Source organism: Acinetobacter sp. Colony158 (genome assembly GCF_019264745.1).
Classification (GTDB): domain Bacteria; phylum Pseudomonadota; class Gammaproteobacteria; order Pseudomonadales; family Moraxellaceae; genus Acinetobacter; species Acinetobacter ursingii.
The window spans coordinates 2,314,184-2,333,714 of record NZ_CP078523.1; the positions used below are offsets into that span (position 1 = coordinate 2,314,184).

Sequence of the window (19,531 nt, forward strand, 5' to 3'; positions counted from 1 at the left end):
AAAATAAATGCCTCCGAAGATGCCGCTGCAATGTCTTTACCCTTGAACCCTTAAGTTCAAGGTGGAAGCGACGCGTACTTGCTGGGTTTCCTGCACAGGGCAGGCATACGCTCTAAATACGCAGAACGCTATCCTAAAAAGATAGTATCGGCTCAGGGGAATCAGACGCGCTGGCGAACATCCCAGAGACAGTTTAAGTATAACCGATCTTTGGTCGATGACAATCCATTGCAGCAATCGTTATGTAAAGTTAGTTTTCAAATGGTGAAGCTTTGCTCGATACCACTGTATTGTTTATACAATTTGTTCGACATCGTTTAATATTGTTTCAAGTAAACGCTCACAGTGTGCATATTCCTGAAGTGATTTGTTCATACTCAGCACATCTTGCATCAGTTGTAATGCCACCATAATCACTAATTTATTGTGTTCGACACGCGGTGCATTGCGACGCATTTCATTAAATTTCTCATTGAGCATTTGTCCTGCGCGTTCAAGTTCTTCTTTTTCAGAGGCCGTTGTAGCTAAACGAAAAGTTTGTTCAATTAGACGCAATTCAACCATTACCTGCTCACTCATGATTGAATCTCCTCTTGATTATCTACACTATTTTCAACACTAGGATCAGCCAATTGTTGAATTTCCTGCGTATGTTGATCTTGTTCTGTACCTAAAATAGCCAAACGCTGAATAATCGCCTCGACTTTAGATTTTGCGAGTTCATTTTTTTGAAGTAGACGTTCGCGATCTTGTTGGATGTCGTGTAATTCTTGCTGAGAATGCTTTTGTTGTAATTGCAATTTTTCTTTAGTCACACGTAAATCATTACGTTCTGCCAAAATTTCCTGAAAACGATTTTTAAGATCAGTACAACTTTTTTCCAAACGACTATAACGATCAGCTAGGGCTGTGGCATCGGTATTGAGTTGCTGAAATTGATTTTGTAACTGGGAAAGTTGTTCAGTCAGATGATCGACTTCTTCCTGTTTGGAGGTGATGATCCCATTTTTTTGCACAATTTGAGCATGATGCTGCTCTTCATCTTGTTGCTTTTTTTGAGTCAGTGACTCATTTTCACTTTCAAGGTGATGTAAACGCGTTTTCAAAACGCCAATATGCGCCTGTAGACGCTGTAATTGTTCTAACATAACGTAGTCGCACAGAATTGCAATCAAAGGTAATATATACGAAGTATAGAGATTGGATAAGCGAATGCAAGACGATATTTCAGGTTGGAATGAATGGTTCACAAATTTTAACGGAATTGAGGAGATTTCAAGCCCAAGTGAGCTTCATGGCTTACTAACGGGCATCGTTTGTGTCACCGAAGCACCAAGTCGTGATGAATGGTTACAAATTTTAAATACACTGAATGTTCCTCAATTAAGTGATGAAGCACTTGCACTGCTTAGTGATGAAGCAGAAGATGTAGCACATGCCTTATCAGAAGATGAACTGGATTATTTACCTATGCTTCCTGATGATGAGCATTCTTTGCAAGAACGTGTTCAGGCCTTGGCAGACTGGAGCGCGGGTGTGGTACTTGGCTTTGGATTGGCATCAGGTCATATTCGCAGTGATGAAATGGAATTGATTGAGCATTTACAGGATGTTGCTGCCGTTGAGTTTGAAGATTCAGATGATGACGAAGAGGGTGAAAATAGTTACGAAGAACTGTATGAATTTGTTCGTTTAATTCCTGTAAGCCTGTCAATGGGACGTAAAAAAATTCCAGTAGAAGAAAGTTCATTACTCAAAAACTTTCATGCCAAGAGCCAAAACGATCCTGCACGAAAAGATAACCAAAGCATCGTTGAAATGTTTACACCACATCGTCCAAGCTAATTGGGCGATGTGAGCGTTTAAATTTTATTTACCACTTGATAATTAAAGACTTATAGCCTCATGAAATTGACTCAAGCAGATTTTGAACTTCGTCGAGACCGCCTCGCTCAACACATGGGGCCAAACAGTATTGCCATTATTGAAACGAGCCCTGTTGCCTATCGTAACCGTGATGCGGACTATAAATTCCGTGCCGATAGCAGTTTTTTCTATCTAACAGGCTTCGCTGAACCTGAAGCTGTGGCGGTCATTGAAACTTTCGATACGGTGGATGATTACACCTATAGTTTGTTTTGCCGTGAACGTAACCGCGAGATGGAAATCTGGAATGGTTATCGGGCGGGGATTGATGGCGCGATTGAAGACTATGATGCAGATGAAGCCTATGCGATTGATCTGCTCGATGAAGAGATTGCGGAAAAACTATTAAATAAAGAACGACTTTATTATCGCATTGGTCACCGTGCTGAGTTTGATGCACGTGTGAGTCAATGGATTAAACACGCCGACGCTCAGCAGCGTCGTGGCAATGGTGCGCCATCGCAAATTTTGCAATTAGATCGTATCGTCGACGAAATGCGTTTAATTAAATCCAAGCAAGAAATTGAACTGATGCAAATTGCATCGGATATCAGTGCTGCTGCGCATACTCGTGCCATGCAAAAAGTTCAACCTGAAATGATGGAATATGCGTTAGAAGCTGAACTGAATTATATCTTCGGACAGCATGGTTGTGTGCCATCGTACAATAGTATTGTTGGGGGTGGAGCAAATGGTTGTATCTTGCATTATGTCGAAAATGACAAAGCACTGAAAGATGGTGATTTGGTTCTGATCGATGCTGCTTGTGAATATCAATGTTATGCATCCGATATTACTCGAACTTTTCCTGTGAATGGTCAATTTAGTCCTGAACAAAAAGCACTTTATGAGGTGGTGTTAAAAGCTCAGTATGCTGCCATTGATGCGGTGCGTGTGGGCAACTCTTATCGTGAACCGCATGAAGTGGCGGTGCGTATTCTTACCCAAGGTTTACTGGATTTGGGCTTGCTCAAAGGTGAGCTGGATGAGTTAATTGAAAATGAAGCGTTTCGTCAGTTTTATATGCATGGCACAGGGCATTGGCTGGGGATGGACGTGCATGATGTGGGCAATTATAAAAAAGAAAATGAATGGCGCCCATACGAAGAAGGGATGGTGGTGACCGTTGAGCCAGGACTTTATATCGCACCTGATGATGAAACAGTCGATGAAAAATGGCGTGGTATTGGGATTCGTATTGAAGATGATGTGGTCGCTACTGCGCAAGGCCCGCTGGTTTTAACGGGCGCTGTAGTGAAAGAAATTGAAGAAATTGAGCAACTGATGGCACAAGCCAAACTATAACGATAAACGTATTGAGGAGTTTTACCGTGCAAAAAGTCATTATTGTCGGTGGGGGAATGGTCGGTTTAAGTCTAGCGCTAATGCTGGCCAAACAAAATATTGCGGTTCAATTGTTGGAAGCAATTCGTTATCCAAATTATGAAGATGATCAGCTTGCACCGTATCATTCCAGTTTCGATGCTCGAAATACCGCATTGTCACGTCGTAGTGTCATGATTTACCAGCAGCTTGGTTTGTGGGACGCTTTACAGCAGCATGCGACCCCAATTTTACAAGTGCATATCACAGAGCAAGGCAGTTTTGGTAAAGCCCGCTTAGTGGCAGAGCAGGAAAAAGTCGAAAGCTTTGGTCAGGTGATTGAAAATGCATGGCTAGGTCGAGTGTTGTTGACTCAAGTGCGTCAGCAAGCATTGATTGAACTGATTGATGGTGTGGAAGTCACTTCACTCGAACAAGATCAGCAACAAGTCACGATCCGTGCTTTACGCGATCAAGAAACTCTAGAACTCCAAACCCAATTATTGATTGCTGCTGATGGTCGTGATTCTTTCTGTCGTCAGGCGATTGGTGTTGGCATTGATGTTCATGATTATGACCAAGTGGCGATTGTCACCGCTGTACAAACATCAAAACCGCATCAACATGTCGGATTTGAGCGTTTTAGTGCACTGGGTCCATTAGCCTTGCTACCATTGCCGGGTGAATATCGTCGTTCTGTGGTCTGGCCTGTTAAAAAAGGCACAGAAGCTGAATGGTTGGGTGAAGAAAACGATCAGCACTTCCTCGATGCTTTGCAACAAACCTATGGGGATCGTGCTGGAAAGTTTGAAAAAACGGGTAAACGTTTTAGTTATCCTTTGTCACAAGTGCTGGCGCATAAACAAGCTGTGGGTCGTGTGGTATTGATGGGTAATGCTGCACACACGATTCATCCCGTTGCTGGACAAGGTTTTAATTTGTGTCTACGTGATGCGGATGTGTTAGTACGTTTTCTCACTCAACATTTAACGCAATCTGATGATATCGGTGATCCTGAAAATTTACTGGCTTATGAACAGTCTCGTTTAAAAGACCAACAGCGAGTAATTAAATTTTGCGATTCAGTTGTTCGTGGTTTTAGTAATCAAAATCCCGTTTTAAAATTACTGCGTAATACAGGTTTGGTTGCATTTGACGTTGTTCCTGGGATTAAACCACTCGTTGCCAACTATGCGATGGGGTTAAAAGCATGAGTGAAATTCTTGATGTAGTGATCGTGGGTGGTGGTCTGGTCGGTGGTTTGACCGCCTTACTATTGGCCAAAGGTGGTGTGCAAGCGACCGTATTAGATGCTGCACCTGTGCTCGATCCTGAACAGGTAAAAAATATTCTAAATCCACGGGTATTGGCACTGAGTCAGGCGACCATTCATTTGCTGAAAACTGTAGATGTTTGGAATGATTTACCCAGACAGATGCCTTATACGGGCATGCATGTCTGGAATAAAAATGGCTATGGTGAAATTGAATTTGGTCAGGCATCAGCCGCTTTTCCGACACCTGATCAGGCTTTGGGTTCTATGGTTGAACCCAGTTTACTCAATCTAGTCATTCAACAAAAAATGTTACAACAGATTCAGGACTATCGTACTCAGGTAAAGGTCGTTCGTGTTGAGCAGCAGGTGCAAGGTTGGACTGTTGAACTGGCAGATGGTCAAGTTTTAAAAACGAAATTAGTCATTGGGGCGGATGGTGCAAACTCTTTTGTACGTGATCAGGCTTATATTGAATTAGATGTTTTAGACTATCGTCAAGCTGCGATTAGCTGTGCCATTAAAACTACAAAACCACACCAATACGTGGCACGACAAATCTTTTTACCCACAGGGCCGTTAGCCTTTTTACCGATGGCGAGTCTGAATGAGCAGGAAAATGGATATTGGCAATCAATTGTCTGGACATTGCCTGATGATTACGCCGAGGAATATTCAGATTTAAACGATGCTGAATTTCTGCAACTTTTAACCCGTGAAAGTCAGCATATGTTAGGTGAAGTTGTTGAGGTTCGCTCCCGTGCGAAATTCCCGCTTAAAGCGCGTTCAGCACAGCATTATGTGAAGGCTGGTCTGGCATTAATAGGGGATGCTGCTCATGTGATTCATCCTTTAGCAGGACAGGGCGTGAATATTGGCTGCTTAGATGCCGCAGTGCTATGTGATGTCTTGCTGCATGATCTGCAACGCGGTGTCTGGGCGCATGAACAGACTTTAGCGCGTTATGAACATGAGCGTAAGGGGCAAAATCTAGCCATGATGCATAGTATGTCTACCATAGGATGGTTAGAAACGACAGAATTAAGACCACTGATTTTTGCACGAAATTTGGGCTTAAATCAGGTCAATCATTCTCCTTTATTCAAAGATGCCTTTATGCAACAAGCCAGTGGTTTGCCGAGTTTAAAGAACACGCGTTATGCAATTTGACAAGAGAGTAGATATTTTTTAAACAATCATTTATATATTATTACCAATATGGTTAAAAAAGATACGAATATGGGGTAAAAGCCTCTTTGCGAATGCCAAAGAGATTGCTACATTTCTTTGTAATTTATGATGAGTCTCATAAAACATTTACTGATCATGATGGGGAGCAAAAATGACAGATACAAATGATTATGATGAAGCTGAAGATTCAGCTGTCGATGAAGATGAAGCCAAAGCGGCTGAACGCGGTGCCAGTGATAGCGAAGAAGGCGGAAATTTAAGTGACGCTGATCTTGCTGAGGCTGAAAGCCTCACCGTAACTGCAAAGCAAAAGCAACGTCAGGCACTTGAAGATGAGATTGCGGCCTTTCTCGCCAAAGGTGGAAAAATTACTGAAGTGCCTGCTGACGAAGAAGCAAGACATTAACCCTAAGCATCACTTCGGTGATGCTTTGTTTTTTTGAAGTGACTTAATCCGTCTGATCTTGATTCAGCTCTAGTGCGCGTTGATACGCCACTTTCTTTTTTACGCCTGTTAAATCGGCTGCCAGTTGAGATGCCGCTTTAACTGATAAATCTTGCAATAACCGTGTGAGCAATTGATCCATTTTTTCCTGATCGAGATCTTTGTGTTCGGGATTACCACCGACCACCAACACAATTTCACCCTTTTGTTGATGATGATCCTTTTCAATAAATGTCACTAACTCTTTTAAGGTCATTTTTTTAATGGTTTCAAAGGTCTTGGTAATCTCACGGGCGAAACCCACTGGACGATCTTCACCAAAAATTGCGACCATATCTTTGACGCAATCTAAAATACGATGCGGCGCTTCATAGAAAATCAATGTTTGAGTTTCATCTTTGAGTTTTTCGAGTTGATTGATTCGCTGTGATGACTTAGAAGATAAAAAACCTTCAAAACTAAAACGGTCGCTTGGAAGTCCAACTGCACTCAATGCTGCTATTGCAGCACATGCACCAGGTACAGGCGTGACTCGAATACCATGTTCCTGTGCGGCACGAACCAATTTAAAACCGGGATCACTGATTAATGGTGTACCTGCATCACTAATGAGCGCGACATTTTTACCTGATTGAAGCGTCTCGATCAGTTGTTCAATTTTGTTACTTTCATTGTGATCATGGCATGCGGTGAGGGGTGTTGATATATTATAATGCTTAAATAACTGCGCAGATTGACGGGTATCTTCTGCTGCCACAATAGAAACTGATTTAAGAATATCAATAGCCCTAAAGGTCATGTCATCCAAGTGCCCAATTGGGGTTGCTACAACAAATAACTGAGCACTCATAAGGTTTACTCCATGTTGAATAATAAAAAAAAGTGGCTGCTGGTCGGTTTTGCAGCTTTTATATCTCAAGCGCAGGCTGAAGTGTTGGTCATTCTACCTGAATCGGGTCCTATGGCGCGAGCCACAAGCAGTATTAAGTCTGGTTTTATGAGTGCGTATGCACTGTCTGAAGATAAAGTACCGCTTAAATTTATCAATTCTGATAAAAAAACGATCAAAACCATTCTGGCTAAACATCTTAATAAGAAAACCCAGTTGATTGTTGGACCATTGGCTAAAAATGAAGTAGAGCAAATTGTTGCGATTAATCCCAAAGTCCGAGTTTTGGCTTTAAATGAAGTTGAAACGCAATCACCTAACGTGATCCAGTTTAGTTTGTCCAAGCAAGACGATGCTTATGCCTTGAAACAGATTATGCAAAAAGACAAAGTTTCACAGTTGCTTGTATTGCGCCAAACAGGTCGAGAGCAGGACAGTGAGTTGTATCTGATGTCGATTATGTCACAGTTTGGTCAATCTGTAGAAGTGGTTCAAGAGATACCTAAAAAGCTAAAAAAGGGGCAGGGATTATTACTTTTGGGAGATGATGCATGGATGAATCAGCTTTCTCATCTACCTAAAAATAATGTGTATGCGCAACCAACTGCTATTGAGGAAAATCAGCCGATTCCAAATGGGCTAAAATTTTGTGATGTTCCTGCTTTATACGAACATCAGTGGGATGATGTTGCACAGGCTTATTTGCAGCAGCCTGTCAGTATGCCGTATCAGCGCCTGATTGCTTTTGGAGCGGATGCATGGATGCTCGCGGAGCTTTATTTAAAAACCCCAAAAATTCAAAATTTCACATTACAAGGGCGTACAGGCGATCTGGATGTGAATGCGCAACGAGTGACACGAATTCCGCATTGTTATCAAAAACAAAAAAATAACATTTTACAACTTCAATAACGAAGCGTATCCATGACAACCAATCACCAACATGCACTCGGTCAATGGGCGGAACAGCAAGCAATGGTCATTTTACAACAACAGGGCTTTCGACTGGTGACACAAAATTTTCATTCTCGATTTGGAGAGGTGGATTTAATTGTAGAGCGAGGTCAGGAACTTGTTTTTGTTGAGGTTAAAGCACGTTCATTGGGTGGCTATGGACATGCCAATGAGATGATTCGTCCTACTCAACAACGTAAAATTATTCGTACTGCTGAATATTTTTTGATATGTCATCCAGCCTATGATCAGTTTTATTGTCGTTTTGATGTAATTTGTTTTGATTTTCCACAGAAAATTGCAAAAACAGTACAGCAAGATTTTTCTAAACTTCGATATGATCAGCAATGGATTGAAAATGCATTTACTTTGTAACCAGAGTTCATTACTCTTGAGCGAGATGCAAACATGATTTCAAAACAGTTTTCAGGGAGCTTTGCTGAGTGTTTAAACGTATTGCAATAACGGCGTTGTGTGTCGCGAGTTTATCTGGCTGTGCCAGCTTTATTTCTGGTGGAACTGGTTCTGCGCCAGTGGGTACAGAAAGTGGTGCACGTAGTTTGGGTCAGGTGTTTATTGATTCTTCTATTAAACGTACTGCAAGTATCAATTTATATAAACTTGATCCGCGTTTTAAACAGTCACGTGTCAACATTGAAAGCTTTCATAGCAATGTTTTATTGACAGGGCAGGTTCCTGATGAGCATCTTCGTCAATTGGCTGAAGACAATGTTAAGTCAATGAGTGATGTAAAAACAGTACATAATTATATTACTGTAGGTCCTCAAGTCAGTTACTCCACCATCATGCAAGATTCTGCTGTAACTGCAAATACACGGGGTTTGTTGGTACGTGCACCAGTGGTTTCTGACACTAAAGTGTTGGTGCATACCGAAGATGGTGTGTTGTATGTCATGGGGCGCTTAAATACGGCTGAAATTAATGATTTGAACGACGTTCTGCAAAAAGTAGGTAACGTGACAAAAATTGTGACCTTGATTGATAATATTGACCAACCAAATGCAGGCACCACCGCGAGTTCACTAGTTGCAAGTCCGATGGTGGGCAATGCAACAGCGCAACCAGAGGTGCAAACACCTGTTGCCATTGATCCTGATCAAGGTGAGCCTGTGAATGCTCAATAGTCCAAACGAGATCTTGAAACAATTACAACAGCGATTTGAGCAAGTCAAACATCACTATCATGAGTTTCGCTTATATGATTTGGGAAGCTATGCGCTTAATTTTCTAACACCCAAATCGACTTATATCGCGCAAAAGAATATTGCTTATGGGCTTAAAGCACGGCAGCGTCTGGATTTATATCGCGCAAAAAAACCATTAAAGCAACAGCCCCTGATAGTATTTATTCATGGCGGCGCTTGGCAGCATGGCGATAAAAAAGATTATGGCTTTATAGGGGAAAGTTTTGCTCGCGAGGGATATGATGTCGCTGTGATTAATTATCATCTTGCGCCTGAATATATTTTTCCAAGCTATATTGATGATTTGGCATTGGCGCTAAATTTTCTGGATCAGCATCAGACTAAACTGAAAATTTCAACTGAAAATGTAATTTTGATGGGGCATTCTGCTGGGGCATTTAATGTCATGTCAGTGGTGTATCATCCACACCCCAATTTAGTCCATTGTCGGGACAATATTAAGGCAATTATTGGAATTGCGGGACCTTATCACTTTGATTATAAGGGTGATCCTTTGGCACAGGATGCATTTGATCAGGAGATTCCGTATCAACAAGTAATGCCTTATTATTTTGTCGATTCTAATCAAATTCGGCATTATTTATTAATGGCGGAAAATGATCAAATTGTTGCAGCAAAAAATACGATCGATTTTGATCATATTTTGAGACAACATGGCAATCATAGCCATATTGCGATTATTCCAAAAACAGGGCATATCTCCATTATTGGCACCTTATCGAGTTTATTTAGTCGATATTTTAAGACCAAACGTACTATTTTGAGTTTTCTAAAAGAGAGTCTGGAAACCTAAAATACAGCTTCCAGATTTATCTTGCTTCGACTAGCGTTATGAGATTTTCATTAAGCTTGATGATTCATGACTTGCATAATCATGGCATGCGCAATACTTCCTTTAAAAGGAATTTCAGGCAGTTGATCAAACTTAAAAAATTTCGCATCGCTAATTTCTTCCTCCTGAAGCTTGATCTCGCCTGAGTCATATTCAGCTTGAAATGCGATCATGAGATTACTTGGAAAAGGCCATGGCTGACTGGACATGTAACGAATATTTTTAAGTTTTAAACCGACTTCTTCCAGCGTTTCACGTTGTACCGCTTCTTCAAGTGTTTCACCCACTTCAACAAAGCCCGCAATCAGTCCATACATATTACTTTTATTGTGGGCATTTTTAGCCAGTAAAACTTCATCCTGACCTTTGGTAATAATCGTAATGACACAAGGCTGTACACGCGGATATTGGTGATAGCGACAGGCAGGGCAAACCATGGCATATTCGGTAGGGTGAATCTGGGTTTCATGGCCGCAGTGACTACAAAATTTATGATTACGTCGCCATTCGAGCAATTGAACTGCACGGCTGGCTTTTTGAAACTCATCGACAGACCATAAGGTAATGAGTTGTCGAATCGGGATCAGTTGTAGGCCTGCTGGGATAGGTTCATGCTCTAGTAAATCACGGGCAATGACTTCATCACCCGCTTTAAACTTTAAATCACTTGCCAGTGTTGCAACTTTGGGAAGTTGGTAATTTTCATCGACAAGCAGTTGTTGATTATGAAAAATATAGGCAAGTGAAAGTTGTGACATTAGGCCGCCGCTGTTTGTAATTTCTGACTATTTTCCAATGCTACATCAAACATCGACTGTAAAACAGGTTGTTTGTTTTTTAAATTGTCAATCAGCATATCCAGACTTGCTAACACGTTTAAAATCAGACAAATTTGTTCAAGATTCAGGGTTTGTTGTTGTTCGTTTCTGCTATGCACAAATTCCGCAGTGTTTAACAATGCAAGTTGTTGTTCCTTACTTCCTAGAAATAAGGCTGCACCTGACAATTCTTTTAGATGAACACATAAAGGTTCAAGCAATGCTGCTTCTGGTTGTTGCTCATACTGTAATAGCATTTGAATGACCATTTCAATCAAGGCCTTACTTTCTGTAAGCAATACCTGATGCGCTTCATCCAGACGATCTAATGAAATATTCATATTGTTGACACGAAGCTGTAAACGGCTAGATAAGTAATTGCGCTCCAAAATGCCAATAGAATTCATCGCCGCCAATATACTTTTCATCAACTGCTGAGCATAATTTTCATCGTTAAGAATTGTCGGTTGATTCAATGCTTCAGACTGACGATATAGCTCTTGATAGGCTTCATTGAGATTTAAGACTTTAAACACGTTGGCCAGATTTTTTAAACTTGTCTGTAACTCCTGAATTTTTTCTGTCGACATATTTTGATAGTTATATTCAATGTCGTGACGAATTTGAGTCATGGCATCGGTAATCAGCTTACTGGCAGTATGAATGGTGGTGTAATCTGGGCCATACAAATGACGACTTAAAACTTCAAGTTGAGTATCCGAAAGTTGTTCATCACCCATATTGAGTTGTTGGCGAATGTGTTCGGAAATCTCGTCTTCCTGACTGATGCACAGACTTAAAATATCGGCAAGATCTGCGCTAGTTGCAGTAAAATTCTCGGGGTGTTGAAGAAACTGTCCTATATTGGTTTCTAACTGAATAAAAACACGTAAGCGCGCCTGATTTAAAATGAGATGATCAAGATAACCCAGTGCAATATTGACTAATTCCCAGTATTGCTGACTAGGCGTATTTCGCGCAAATGATGCAAGGTAAACGCCAACAATTTTAATTGCCTGAAAATCCAATGATCGCGCAGTATGTTGAAGTAGTTTACGCAAGCTTAGCTTATAAAGTTGATGCACATAAGCTGATTTTTCTAACTCAGGTGTCGCTGCTAAATTAAAATTAGGTTGGAAACAATCCAGTAACGGTAAAATCTGTTCGCCTTCTCGTGTTTGTGGTTTACCGAGAGCGAGTTCAAGCCGATTAAGAGTGTCGATTAAAAATTGGGGAACTCTGACTTCACGTAAGCAAATAAATTCGATGTAGCGTTTCAGCATAGTGGTGCCTTCACTTAAGGCAATCACATCCTGAGTCTGAATATTTTGCGGCTCAGACATAATTTTGCGCATCAATGACGCTGAGTAATCTGTAATGAGTGCCAAGCGTGGCATATCAATCATGGCTAAAATACGAGCGCATTGTTCAAATTGATTGAGTGCATCATCAATACCAAAAGGCAGCGTTTGTTCTTCTGCCAATGTACTCACTGCGTTTTCAACCAGTTTGATTGAATTATCAATTTCATTTTTTATTATCAATAATGCAGTTGGGTCGAAGTGAATAGAGCTTTGATAAGACATGTAAGCTGCACCTTTCCTATGTTATTGGTGTCAAATTGCCTGACAGACCAGATTAAATCCCAGATCACCAAACATACACATGCATCCCCACACATGCTGTCGTATGTTATTGATTGCTAAGTTCAGGGTGACTTGGGTGATCGGTTCTGATCATCAGCACTTTATTTATCAACTAATATAACTGAACTTTTAAGGCTTGGAATACTAAAACCCAAGCTTACTACGAATTTTATTTGGCAAAAAAGCAAGGCTTACCCTGTTTTTCCTCAAATTGTTTGACCCAAGTCTCATGTCTTGCTAGTTCTTCGGGTTCAGGCAAAATCACAGGCAGATCAATCTGCACACGCTGTCTGCTATTTTGCTGTCCATGATTTTCATGTTGTGATAGGGCATCCATATCAAATGACACTTGTCCGCCAGTCATGGACAGATAGACATCGGATAAAATCTCGGCATCTAGTAATGCACCATGGAAGGTACGATCACGCGCAGGAATGTCGTAGCGTCTGACCAATGCATCTAATGAGTTTTTTTGTCCCGGATGCTTACTCTTGGCCAGTGCCAAGGTATCGGTAACAGTACACACTTCTGAAAGCGCAACTAAACCAGCGCGTTTGAACTCTGTATCTAAAAAGTTCATATCGAAGGTGGCATTATGCGCAATGATTTCTGCGCCTTTGAGATAATCAAAGAGTACGTCCGCAATTTCTGCATATTTAGGTTTGTCTTTGAGAAAATCGTCACTGATGCCGTGAATATTTTCGGATTCACCCACAGGTTTTTCAGGATTGATATAAATATGAATAGAACTGCCTGTTAACTTACGATTGATCATTTCAATCGCACCGACTTCAATAATGCGATCACCATCCTGAAAGTAAAAACCAGTGGTTTCCGTATCTAAAATTAGTTGGCGTGGGCCTTGAATATTTAGGGTGGCCGCTGTTGTTACCACATGTGGATGCGTTTTGCTTTGATCGATAGGGTTATTAATTAATTGGGTTGCTGTTTGTTCATTTTCATCCGCTGACTCAACTATCTTTTCATCTTCTATTTCTACCAACGCTTCATCGTCTGTAGAGTCTATAGGATATTCATTGATGGTTAAATCTTCGCTATCAAGGTCATGATTATCAAAAGCATCCTCGGGAACATCTAGTCCAAATGGGTCATCGAGCAGCCAGTCATTTTCAGATTTTTTTTTTGCTTCAGTCTTTGTTTTTGCATCTAGTGGAGTCAGTTGATGTCCAATCCATTCAGCTTCAGGCACGACCACATGCTGCTTTTCAGGATGCTGCACGCCTAAATTGGCCAGTTGATCTGCCATTTCATTGCCTGCATGTCCTGCATGTCCTTTAATCCAGTTCCATTCGATGTTCCGCCCAGCACAGACTTGATCCAGTTGTTGCCAAAGCTCAGGATTTTTGACATCTTTCCAGTTTTTCTTTTTCCAACCGTGAATCCATTCAGTAATGCCTTGTTTGACATAATTGGAATCTGTCCAGATGATGAGTTTTGCGTCCTTTGGACAAAAAGAAACACCTTCAATGGCAGCGGTCAGTTCCATGCGATTGTTGGTGGTTTCAGCTTCACCACCAAAAAGTTTATGTTCAGCATCTTGAGTAATGATATAGGCACCCCAACCACCTAAGCCAGGATTACCCTTGCAGGCACCATCAACATAGAGCGTGATTGTTTGTGAGATCATATCAAACCTAAAACTAAAAAAATGAACTTAACGTCCCGTATTGTATATGCAAATCGTGCTTTTCGAGCCGTAGATTCTCTGTTTTTTTTAATTTCTTGTAACATTTCCACGCAAATCACGTTAAATTATTGCCTTGTCTAAGCGACATGCTTCACTACAATGGCATATCAAAGAATTAAACTTTACGCGAGTTGTTTGGAATATTTTATGTATAAACCGACCAATATGGTGTGGCAATTTCCCGCAGCATCACTTTTTAAAATTACGATATTGGCTTCTGCTTTGGCAGCATTGGGTCTCACCACTGGCTGTTCCTCAACTCCACAGACTGCAAAAACAAATACAACAAAACAAGTTGGTGGTTCAGGATACTTGGATGCCAGCAGTCTGGATTCACTTGAAGATTTGCTTTCTGCAACAGATATGCGCGCGGTTGAAGGCGATCGCTTACAGATTTTAAAACACGGTGATGTCTGGAAGCGCATGACCGTTGGTTTTAAAATGGACTTGAATCATTGGGATCCACGTATTGAAGCACAACGTAGCTGGTTTATTTCACGTCAGCCGTATCTGGATCGTTTAAGCGCACGTGCCAGTCGTTATTTATATCACACGGTGAAAGAGGCAGAACGTCGCGGCATTCCAACTGAATTGGCATTACTGCCTGTAATTGAAAGTTCATACGATCCCGCAGCGACCAGTAGCGCAGCCGCAGCAGGATTGTGGCAGTTTATTCCAAGTACAGGTCGTATTTATGGTTTAAAGCAAACCAGCCAATACGATGGTCGCCGTGATGTCGTGGAATCGACTCGTGCAGCCTATGAGTTTTTAGGAAGCTTATATAATCAGTTCGGCTCATGGGAATTAGCTCTGGCAGCTTATAATGCTGGTCCAGGACGTATTCAGCAGGCGATCAATCGAAACCAAGCCGCGGGTTTACCAACGGATTATTGGTCACTCAAATTGCCACAGGAAACCATGAACTATGTACCGCGTTTTCTGGCAGTTGCTCAAATTATTAAAAATCCTAAAGCCTATAATGTAAACTTACCGCCGATTGCCAATCGTCCTCACTTTCGTGAAGTCATGCTCAATGCACCTGTTGATTTAAATCAAATTGCGTCTTTGACAGGGTTAAGCCGTGCTGAACTTTATGCATTGAATCCGGGTTATCGTGGTGAACGTATTGACCCAGAAAGTCCGATGCGTATTTTGATTCCGTCAGATGTCAATCCATCAGTGGATGCTAAGCTCAAAGCTTTAAAATCATCCTCTGGATTCTGGGCAAGCAATAATACAGTAGCTACGCCTAATGCCAATGTGACTGTCAACACATCCACTCGCGGTTCTACTCAAACTGTAACGCCAAGTCGTGCAACACCACCCGTCATGACCGCGAGTAGTATCAGTCGACCTTCGACCAGCAGTACAGTTGTTTCCTCAATCACTCGACCTTTGAAAACCACGCCGCGTAGTGCAGATGAGCTGGCTGCATTTGCGGCCAGTGCGGATATTCCGAGTGCACCCCGTATTCCTGTTGCAGTGACGCCTGCCAGTAATGTGAAAGCCTTAAGTGCCGAACCACCAATTTCCAAGTCTGAGCGCGAACAAATTGTGGCATTGGTGAAGCAAGAAGGAGTTAAGGAAACAGTGACTCAGGCTTTAGAACCACAACCGACACAGGCTGAAAAAGATCAGGTGGTTGCAGAACTCAAAGCGATTGCACCTAAAGGCACCGAAATTGTGGATCCTTATGATGGCAAAATCAGATTAACTGCGATTCAGACCAGTCAGTCAGTTGCCGATACTGAAGGTAAGGAAGTGACCAAAGGCTTTGCTTACCCTAAAGCTGTAGCTGCAACTGTCAATGCAGATAGTTATGAGGCACAAAATAATAAAGATAAGCCTTATATTAAAACGGATACTGATATTGTCGTGGTACAGCCTTCAGGCAAACGTTCAACTTATACCGTTCAGCCAGGCGATACTTTAGCCATTATTGCGGCTAAAAATGGGGTGAGCTGGCGTGATATCGCAAAATGGAACCAGATTGATCCCAACAATACTTTGTTTGTTGGGGCAACTTTGTATTTGTATGATGCCAAACCGCAAGCGATTGATCGACCAGTTCCTGTTAAAGCCGAGTCCAAACCTGAAAGTTATACGGTAAAAGCTAACGATAGTCTGACAGGTGTTGCGGATCAATTTGGTCTCACAGTCAAACAATTGGCTGACTATAATAATTTATCTGTGACCAGCGGTTTATTTGTTGGGCAAAAACTTTCTCTTAAAGACAACGGTACAACACATAATGCAGGGTCAAATCGCAATACAGAAGCGAAAAGTGATGCGAAGACGACACGTGTTGCAACCAAATCCTATACAGTGAAGCGTGGTGAATATCTCAAACTGATTGCAGATCGTTATGCTTTATCAAATCAGGAGTTGGCTGATTTAACCTCAGGATTGACCGCAAGCAGTAGCTTACACGTGGGGCAAAAAATTAATGTGCCTTTGCGTGAAGTGACTGTGCGTGATGATGACAAAGCAGATCCAAAGGAAACACGTAGCAGCAAATTAGCCAATCAAGTTAAAACTGAAAATTATCAGGTACAACGTGGCGATACTTTATCCAGTATTGCAGCAAAATCAAAAATGACGCTGGCTGAACTTGCAAGTTTGAATAATATTGCAGCTAATAGCGGTGTCCGAGTTGGACAGACCTTAAAAATTCCTGCGGGTTCAAGCATTCCTGAGCAATACACCGTTCAGTCAGGAGATAGTTTAAATAGTGTCGCCAATAAGTTTGATCTGGAGCTTTCTGATCTTGCGGAGCTCAATGGTTTAAGTCGTAGCGCAGGGTTACGTGTTGGACAAAAATTAAAACTAAGGGGTGACATTCCAGCTTCGGCAAAGGTTGAGGTACAAGAAACTTCACCAGATACGCATACAGTCAAATCAGGTGAAACGCTGGCGAGTATCGCAAGCCGCTATCATCTTCAGTTGAATTATTTGGCTGCTTTAAATGGTCTAAGTCGTAACGCTAATGTACGCGTAGGGCAAAAGTTAAAATTGGAAGGTGATCTACCAAAAACTGAAACCGCCAAAGATGACAGCCCAAAAAGCAAATCAAAAGGCAAAACAGCTGCAAATACTGAATCTTATACGGTGAAGTCAGGTGAATCACTTAACAGTATTGCCAGTCGTTTAGGCATGAGTGCAAAAGATTTGGCAGATCTAAATAATCTCAATGCACGTGCATCGTTACAGCGCGGACAATCATTGCAAATTCCAAAAACCATTACTGAATACACAGTTAAACGGGGCGATACGCTGATTGGTTTAGCCAGTAAGTTTGGTATGGCAATTACCGAGTTGGCAGATCTAAATGACCTGAAACAAAATGCACAGCTTCGTATTGGTGATGTCATTAAAGTTCCAAACTTATAAGTTGTAACGGATGATGGATTTGATTTCAGGACGAGGCTTGCATAGCACCCATCATCCAATGATGGGTCAGCTGATCAAAAGTACTATTTTGGCAGTGATTTTTTATGGCGGTACTGTCAATGCTGCGGTACAGACGACGCCTTATATCGCTATACATAGTAAAGCCAAATATAGTGGATTGAGTCATATGCCTTATGCCAATCCGCAGGCGCCCAAAGGTGGCATACTGAGTGAATATAGCAATGGTACTTTTGATAACCTGAATAGTATGAATGGCAAAGGCAGTTCTACAGACGGTATAAATTTTATATTTGACAGCCTGATGTCGCCTTCGCTTGATGAGCCTGCGGTGATGTATCCACTTTTGGCGAAGACTGCCACTTTTGATCCTGAACATACCCATTTTGTTATTTTTGATTTAAATCCGAAAGCAAAGTTCAGCAATGGTCAGCCTTTGACAGCAGAAGATGTCAAATTCAGTTTTGATACCTATCAAAGCAAAGCCAATCCGGGTTTGCAAATGTATATTGCAGATTTGGCAAAAACCGAGGTGTTATCTAAATATCAGGTCAAGTTTAGTTTTAAATCTGAAAATAATGCTGAAATGCCCATGATTTTGGCAAGTCTTCCCATTTATTCCAAACAAGACTGGAAAAATAAAGATTTTAGCCGCATTACCATGGAGCCGATTTTAGGTTCAGGCCCATATCTGATTGAACGCATTGATGCAGGACGAAGCATTACTTACAAGCGCAATCCAGATTATTGGGGCAAAGATTTAGCCGTGAATCGTGGGCGTTATAATTTTGATCGCCTGAAATATGTTTATTACCGTAATATGGATATTGCTTTTGAAGGATTTAAGTCTGGGCAATATACATGGCAAGAAGAATTTACTGCCAGAAAGTGGGTCACTGCCTATAATTTTCCTGCAATAAACAACAAGATGGTCAAAAAATTTGAGTTTAAACATCGTAATCCGATGACCATGCAAAGTATTGTGATGAATACCCGTCGTGCACCACTCAATGATATTCAGTTTCGGCGTGCTGTCAGTTATGCCTATGATTTTGAATGGCAAAATAAAGCCCTGTTTTATGGCAAATATCGGCGTTTACAAAGCCATTTTGATAATAGCGAATTGGCAGCGACTGGGAAACCTTCAGCAGCAGAACTTAAAGTTTTACAGCCGTACCTATCCAAATTAAATCCGATTGTGAAACAGGGTGTACTTGCAGACTGGAAATATCCTGTGAGTGACGGCAGTGGTTTTAATCGTCAAAATTTGCTGACCGCAAGACAGCTATTGATTGATGCGGGTTATAGCGTTAAAGCAGGGCAATTACGGGATCATCAAGGCAAGCCGATTCAGTTTGAATTGTTAATCCATCAGGACGGTTTACAACGTACCCTAATGCCATTGGTGCGAAATCTTAAACGTCTCGGGATTACAGTATCGATTCGACAGGTGGACGTGCCACAGTATTTAGAGCGTATGCGCCGTAATGATTTTGATTTAACCACCTTGGCGATGCCGCAGTCTTTAACACCGGGAAATGAACAATTTCAATTCTGGAGTAGTTCTGCCGCAGATCAGGTGGGTAACTATAATTTTTCAGGTATTAAAGACCCTGTGATTGATGCAGTGATCCAAAAACTGGTGAAATCTTCTAGTCGAGAGGAACTGATCACCCATACCAAAGTGCTAGATCGTTTGTTACGTGCAGGTTATTATCAAATTTTAACCTATGGAAAGGGGGAGAACTGGTATGCCTATTGGGATATGTATGAACATCCTCAAACCTTGCCGACACTTTCGGTAGGTCTGGATTACTGGTGGTCAAATCCTAAAAAAGCGCAAGCCGTTGCAAATTATTTGCGCCGACAATAAATCATCAAAAGACGCCAAA

17 protein-coding genes and 1 other RNA gene are annotated in these 19,531 nt (G+C 41.5%); 11 read left to right on the plus strand and 7 right to left on the minus strand.

Annotation, left to right across the window (positions count from 1 at the left end; translation table 11 throughout):
* Nucleotides 1-6 precede the first annotated feature (6 nt).
* The 3 genes from ssrS to JR005_RS09330 all read right to left on the minus strand — a co-directional run bounded on the left by ssrS (nucleotide 7) and on the right by JR005_RS09330 (nucleotide 1,148).
* A non-coding RNA gene (ssrS, locus tag JR005_RS09320) (6S RNA) lies at nucleotides 7-192 on the minus strand.
* Nucleotides 193-294: 102 nt separating this feature from the next.
* Nucleotides 295-579 carry a cell division protein ZapA gene (locus JR005_RS09325; RefSeq protein ID WP_004987106.1) on the minus strand — a complete coding sequence of 95 codons (285 nt, stop codon included), beginning with the start codon at nucleotides 577-579 and terminating at the stop codon, nucleotides 295-297.
* On the minus strand, nucleotides 576-1,148 hold the full coding sequence (locus JR005_RS09330) for a hypothetical protein (RefSeq protein WP_204470223.1): 573 nt from the start codon (nucleotides 1,146-1,148) through the stop codon (nucleotides 576-578). Before JR005_RS09330 ends, JR005_RS09325 begins: the two co-directional genes overlap by 4 nt.
* A gap of 64 nt (nucleotides 1,149-1,212) precedes the next feature.
* Here JR005_RS09330 and JR005_RS09335 point away from each other — a divergent pair, with 64 nt between their 5' ends.
* The 5 genes from JR005_RS09335 (at nucleotide 1,213) to JR005_RS09355 (ending at nucleotide 6,119) form a co-directional block, all read left to right on the plus strand.
* Nucleotides 1,213-1,845, plus strand: a complete 633-nt coding sequence (locus JR005_RS09335) for a UPF0149 family protein (protein ID WP_004987104.1) — start codon at nucleotides 1,213-1,215, stop codon at nucleotides 1,843-1,845.
* Nucleotides 1,846-1,905: 60 nt separating this feature from the next.
* Nucleotides 1,906-3,231, plus strand: a complete 1,326-nt coding sequence (pepP, locus tag JR005_RS09340; RefSeq protein ID WP_218664954.1) for a Xaa-Pro aminopeptidase — start codon at nucleotides 1,906-1,908, stop codon at nucleotides 3,229-3,231.
* Between the two features lie 26 nt (nucleotides 3,232-3,257).
* Entirely contained in the window at nucleotides 3,258-4,463 is a 1,206-nt protein-coding gene (gene ubiH, locus JR005_RS09345) for a 2-octaprenyl-6-methoxyphenyl hydroxylase (protein WP_218664955.1), read from the plus strand.
* Nucleotides 4,460-5,692 carry an FAD-dependent monooxygenase gene (locus JR005_RS09350; protein WP_218664956.1) on the plus strand — a complete coding sequence of 411 codons (1,233 nt, stop codon included), beginning with the start codon at nucleotides 4,460-4,462 and terminating at the stop codon, nucleotides 5,690-5,692. Before ubiH ends, JR005_RS09350 begins: the two co-directional genes overlap by 4 nt.
* A 172-nt stretch (nucleotides 5,693-5,864) precedes the next feature.
* Entirely contained in the window at nucleotides 5,865-6,119 is a 255-nt protein-coding gene (locus tag JR005_RS09355) for a hypothetical protein (protein ID WP_004987097.1), read from the plus strand.
* Between the two features lie 43 nt (nucleotides 6,120-6,162).
* Here JR005_RS09355 and rsmI read toward each other — a convergent pair whose 3' ends face one another.
* Nucleotides 6,163-7,008 carry a 16S rRNA (cytidine(1402)-2'-O)-methyltransferase gene (gene rsmI / locus JR005_RS09360; RefSeq protein ID WP_218664957.1) on the minus strand — a complete coding sequence of 282 codons (846 nt, stop codon included), beginning with the start codon at nucleotides 7,006-7,008 and terminating at the stop codon, nucleotides 6,163-6,165.
* Between the two features lie 12 nt (nucleotides 7,009-7,020).
* Between rsmI and JR005_RS09365 the strand changes: the two genes are divergently transcribed.
* The 4 genes from JR005_RS09365 (at nucleotide 7,021) to JR005_RS09380 (ending at nucleotide 10,020) form a co-directional block, all read left to right on the plus strand.
* Nucleotides 7,021-7,959: a penicillin-binding protein activator gene (locus JR005_RS09365; RefSeq protein ID WP_218664958.1), complete on the plus strand. Its 939-nt coding sequence runs from the start codon at nucleotides 7,021-7,023 to the stop codon at nucleotides 7,957-7,959.
* A 12-nt stretch (nucleotides 7,960-7,971) separates the two neighbouring features.
* Nucleotides 7,972-8,376: a YraN family protein gene (locus JR005_RS09370; RefSeq protein ID WP_151832725.1), complete on the plus strand. Its 405-nt coding sequence runs from the start codon at nucleotides 7,972-7,974 to the stop codon at nucleotides 8,374-8,376.
* Between the two features lie 68 nt (nucleotides 8,377-8,444).
* The gene (locus JR005_RS09375) at nucleotides 8,445-9,146 is read left to right on the plus strand and encodes a BON domain-containing protein (RefSeq protein WP_004987086.1); all 702 of its coding nucleotides are present in this window, start codon (nucleotides 8,445-8,447) and stop codon (nucleotides 9,144-9,146) included.
* Nucleotides 9,136-10,020 carry an alpha/beta hydrolase gene (locus JR005_RS09380; RefSeq protein WP_218664959.1) on the plus strand — a complete coding sequence of 295 codons (885 nt, stop codon included), beginning with the start codon at nucleotides 9,136-9,138 and terminating at the stop codon, nucleotides 10,018-10,020. The genes JR005_RS09375 and JR005_RS09380 overlap by 11 nt, the downstream gene beginning before the upstream one ends.
* A 50-nt stretch (nucleotides 10,021-10,070) precedes the next feature.
* Here JR005_RS09380 and nudC read toward each other — a convergent pair whose 3' ends face one another.
* The 3 genes from nudC to dnaQ form a co-directional block, all read right to left on the minus strand.
* Nucleotides 10,071-10,817: an NAD(+) diphosphatase gene (gene nudC, locus JR005_RS09385; protein ID WP_218664960.1), complete on the minus strand. Its 747-nt coding sequence runs from the start codon at nucleotides 10,815-10,817 to the stop codon at nucleotides 10,071-10,073.
* A complete protein-coding gene (locus JR005_RS09390; RefSeq protein ID WP_218664961.1) occupies nucleotides 10,817-12,463 on the minus strand; it encodes a chemotaxis protein in 1,647 nt (548 codons plus the stop codon). Before JR005_RS09390 ends, nudC begins: the two co-directional genes overlap by 1 nt.
* Nucleotides 12,464-12,692: 229 nt before the next feature.
* Nucleotides 12,693-14,168, minus strand: coding sequence for a DNA polymerase III subunit epsilon (gene dnaQ / locus JR005_RS09395; protein WP_218665825.1), 1,476 nt, complete (start codon nucleotides 14,166-14,168; stop codon nucleotides 12,693-12,695).
* A gap of 210 nt (nucleotides 14,169-14,378) precedes the next feature.
* Here dnaQ and JR005_RS09400 point away from each other — a divergent pair, with 210 nt between their 5' ends.
* Both JR005_RS09400 and JR005_RS09405 read left to right on the plus strand, forming a co-directional pair.
* Nucleotides 14,379-17,621 (plus strand): lytic transglycosylase, encoded by a 3,243-nt coding sequence (locus JR005_RS09400; protein ID WP_218664962.1) that lies wholly within the window; start codon nucleotides 14,379-14,381, stop codon nucleotides 17,619-17,621.
* Between the two features lie 61 nt (nucleotides 17,622-17,682).
* Complete coding sequence (locus JR005_RS09405; protein WP_049175772.1) at nucleotides 17,683-19,512, plus strand: extracellular solute-binding protein; 1,830 nt, start codon at nucleotides 17,683-17,685, stop codon at nucleotides 19,510-19,512.
* The last annotated feature ends 19 nt before the right edge of the window (nucleotides 19,513-19,531 follow it).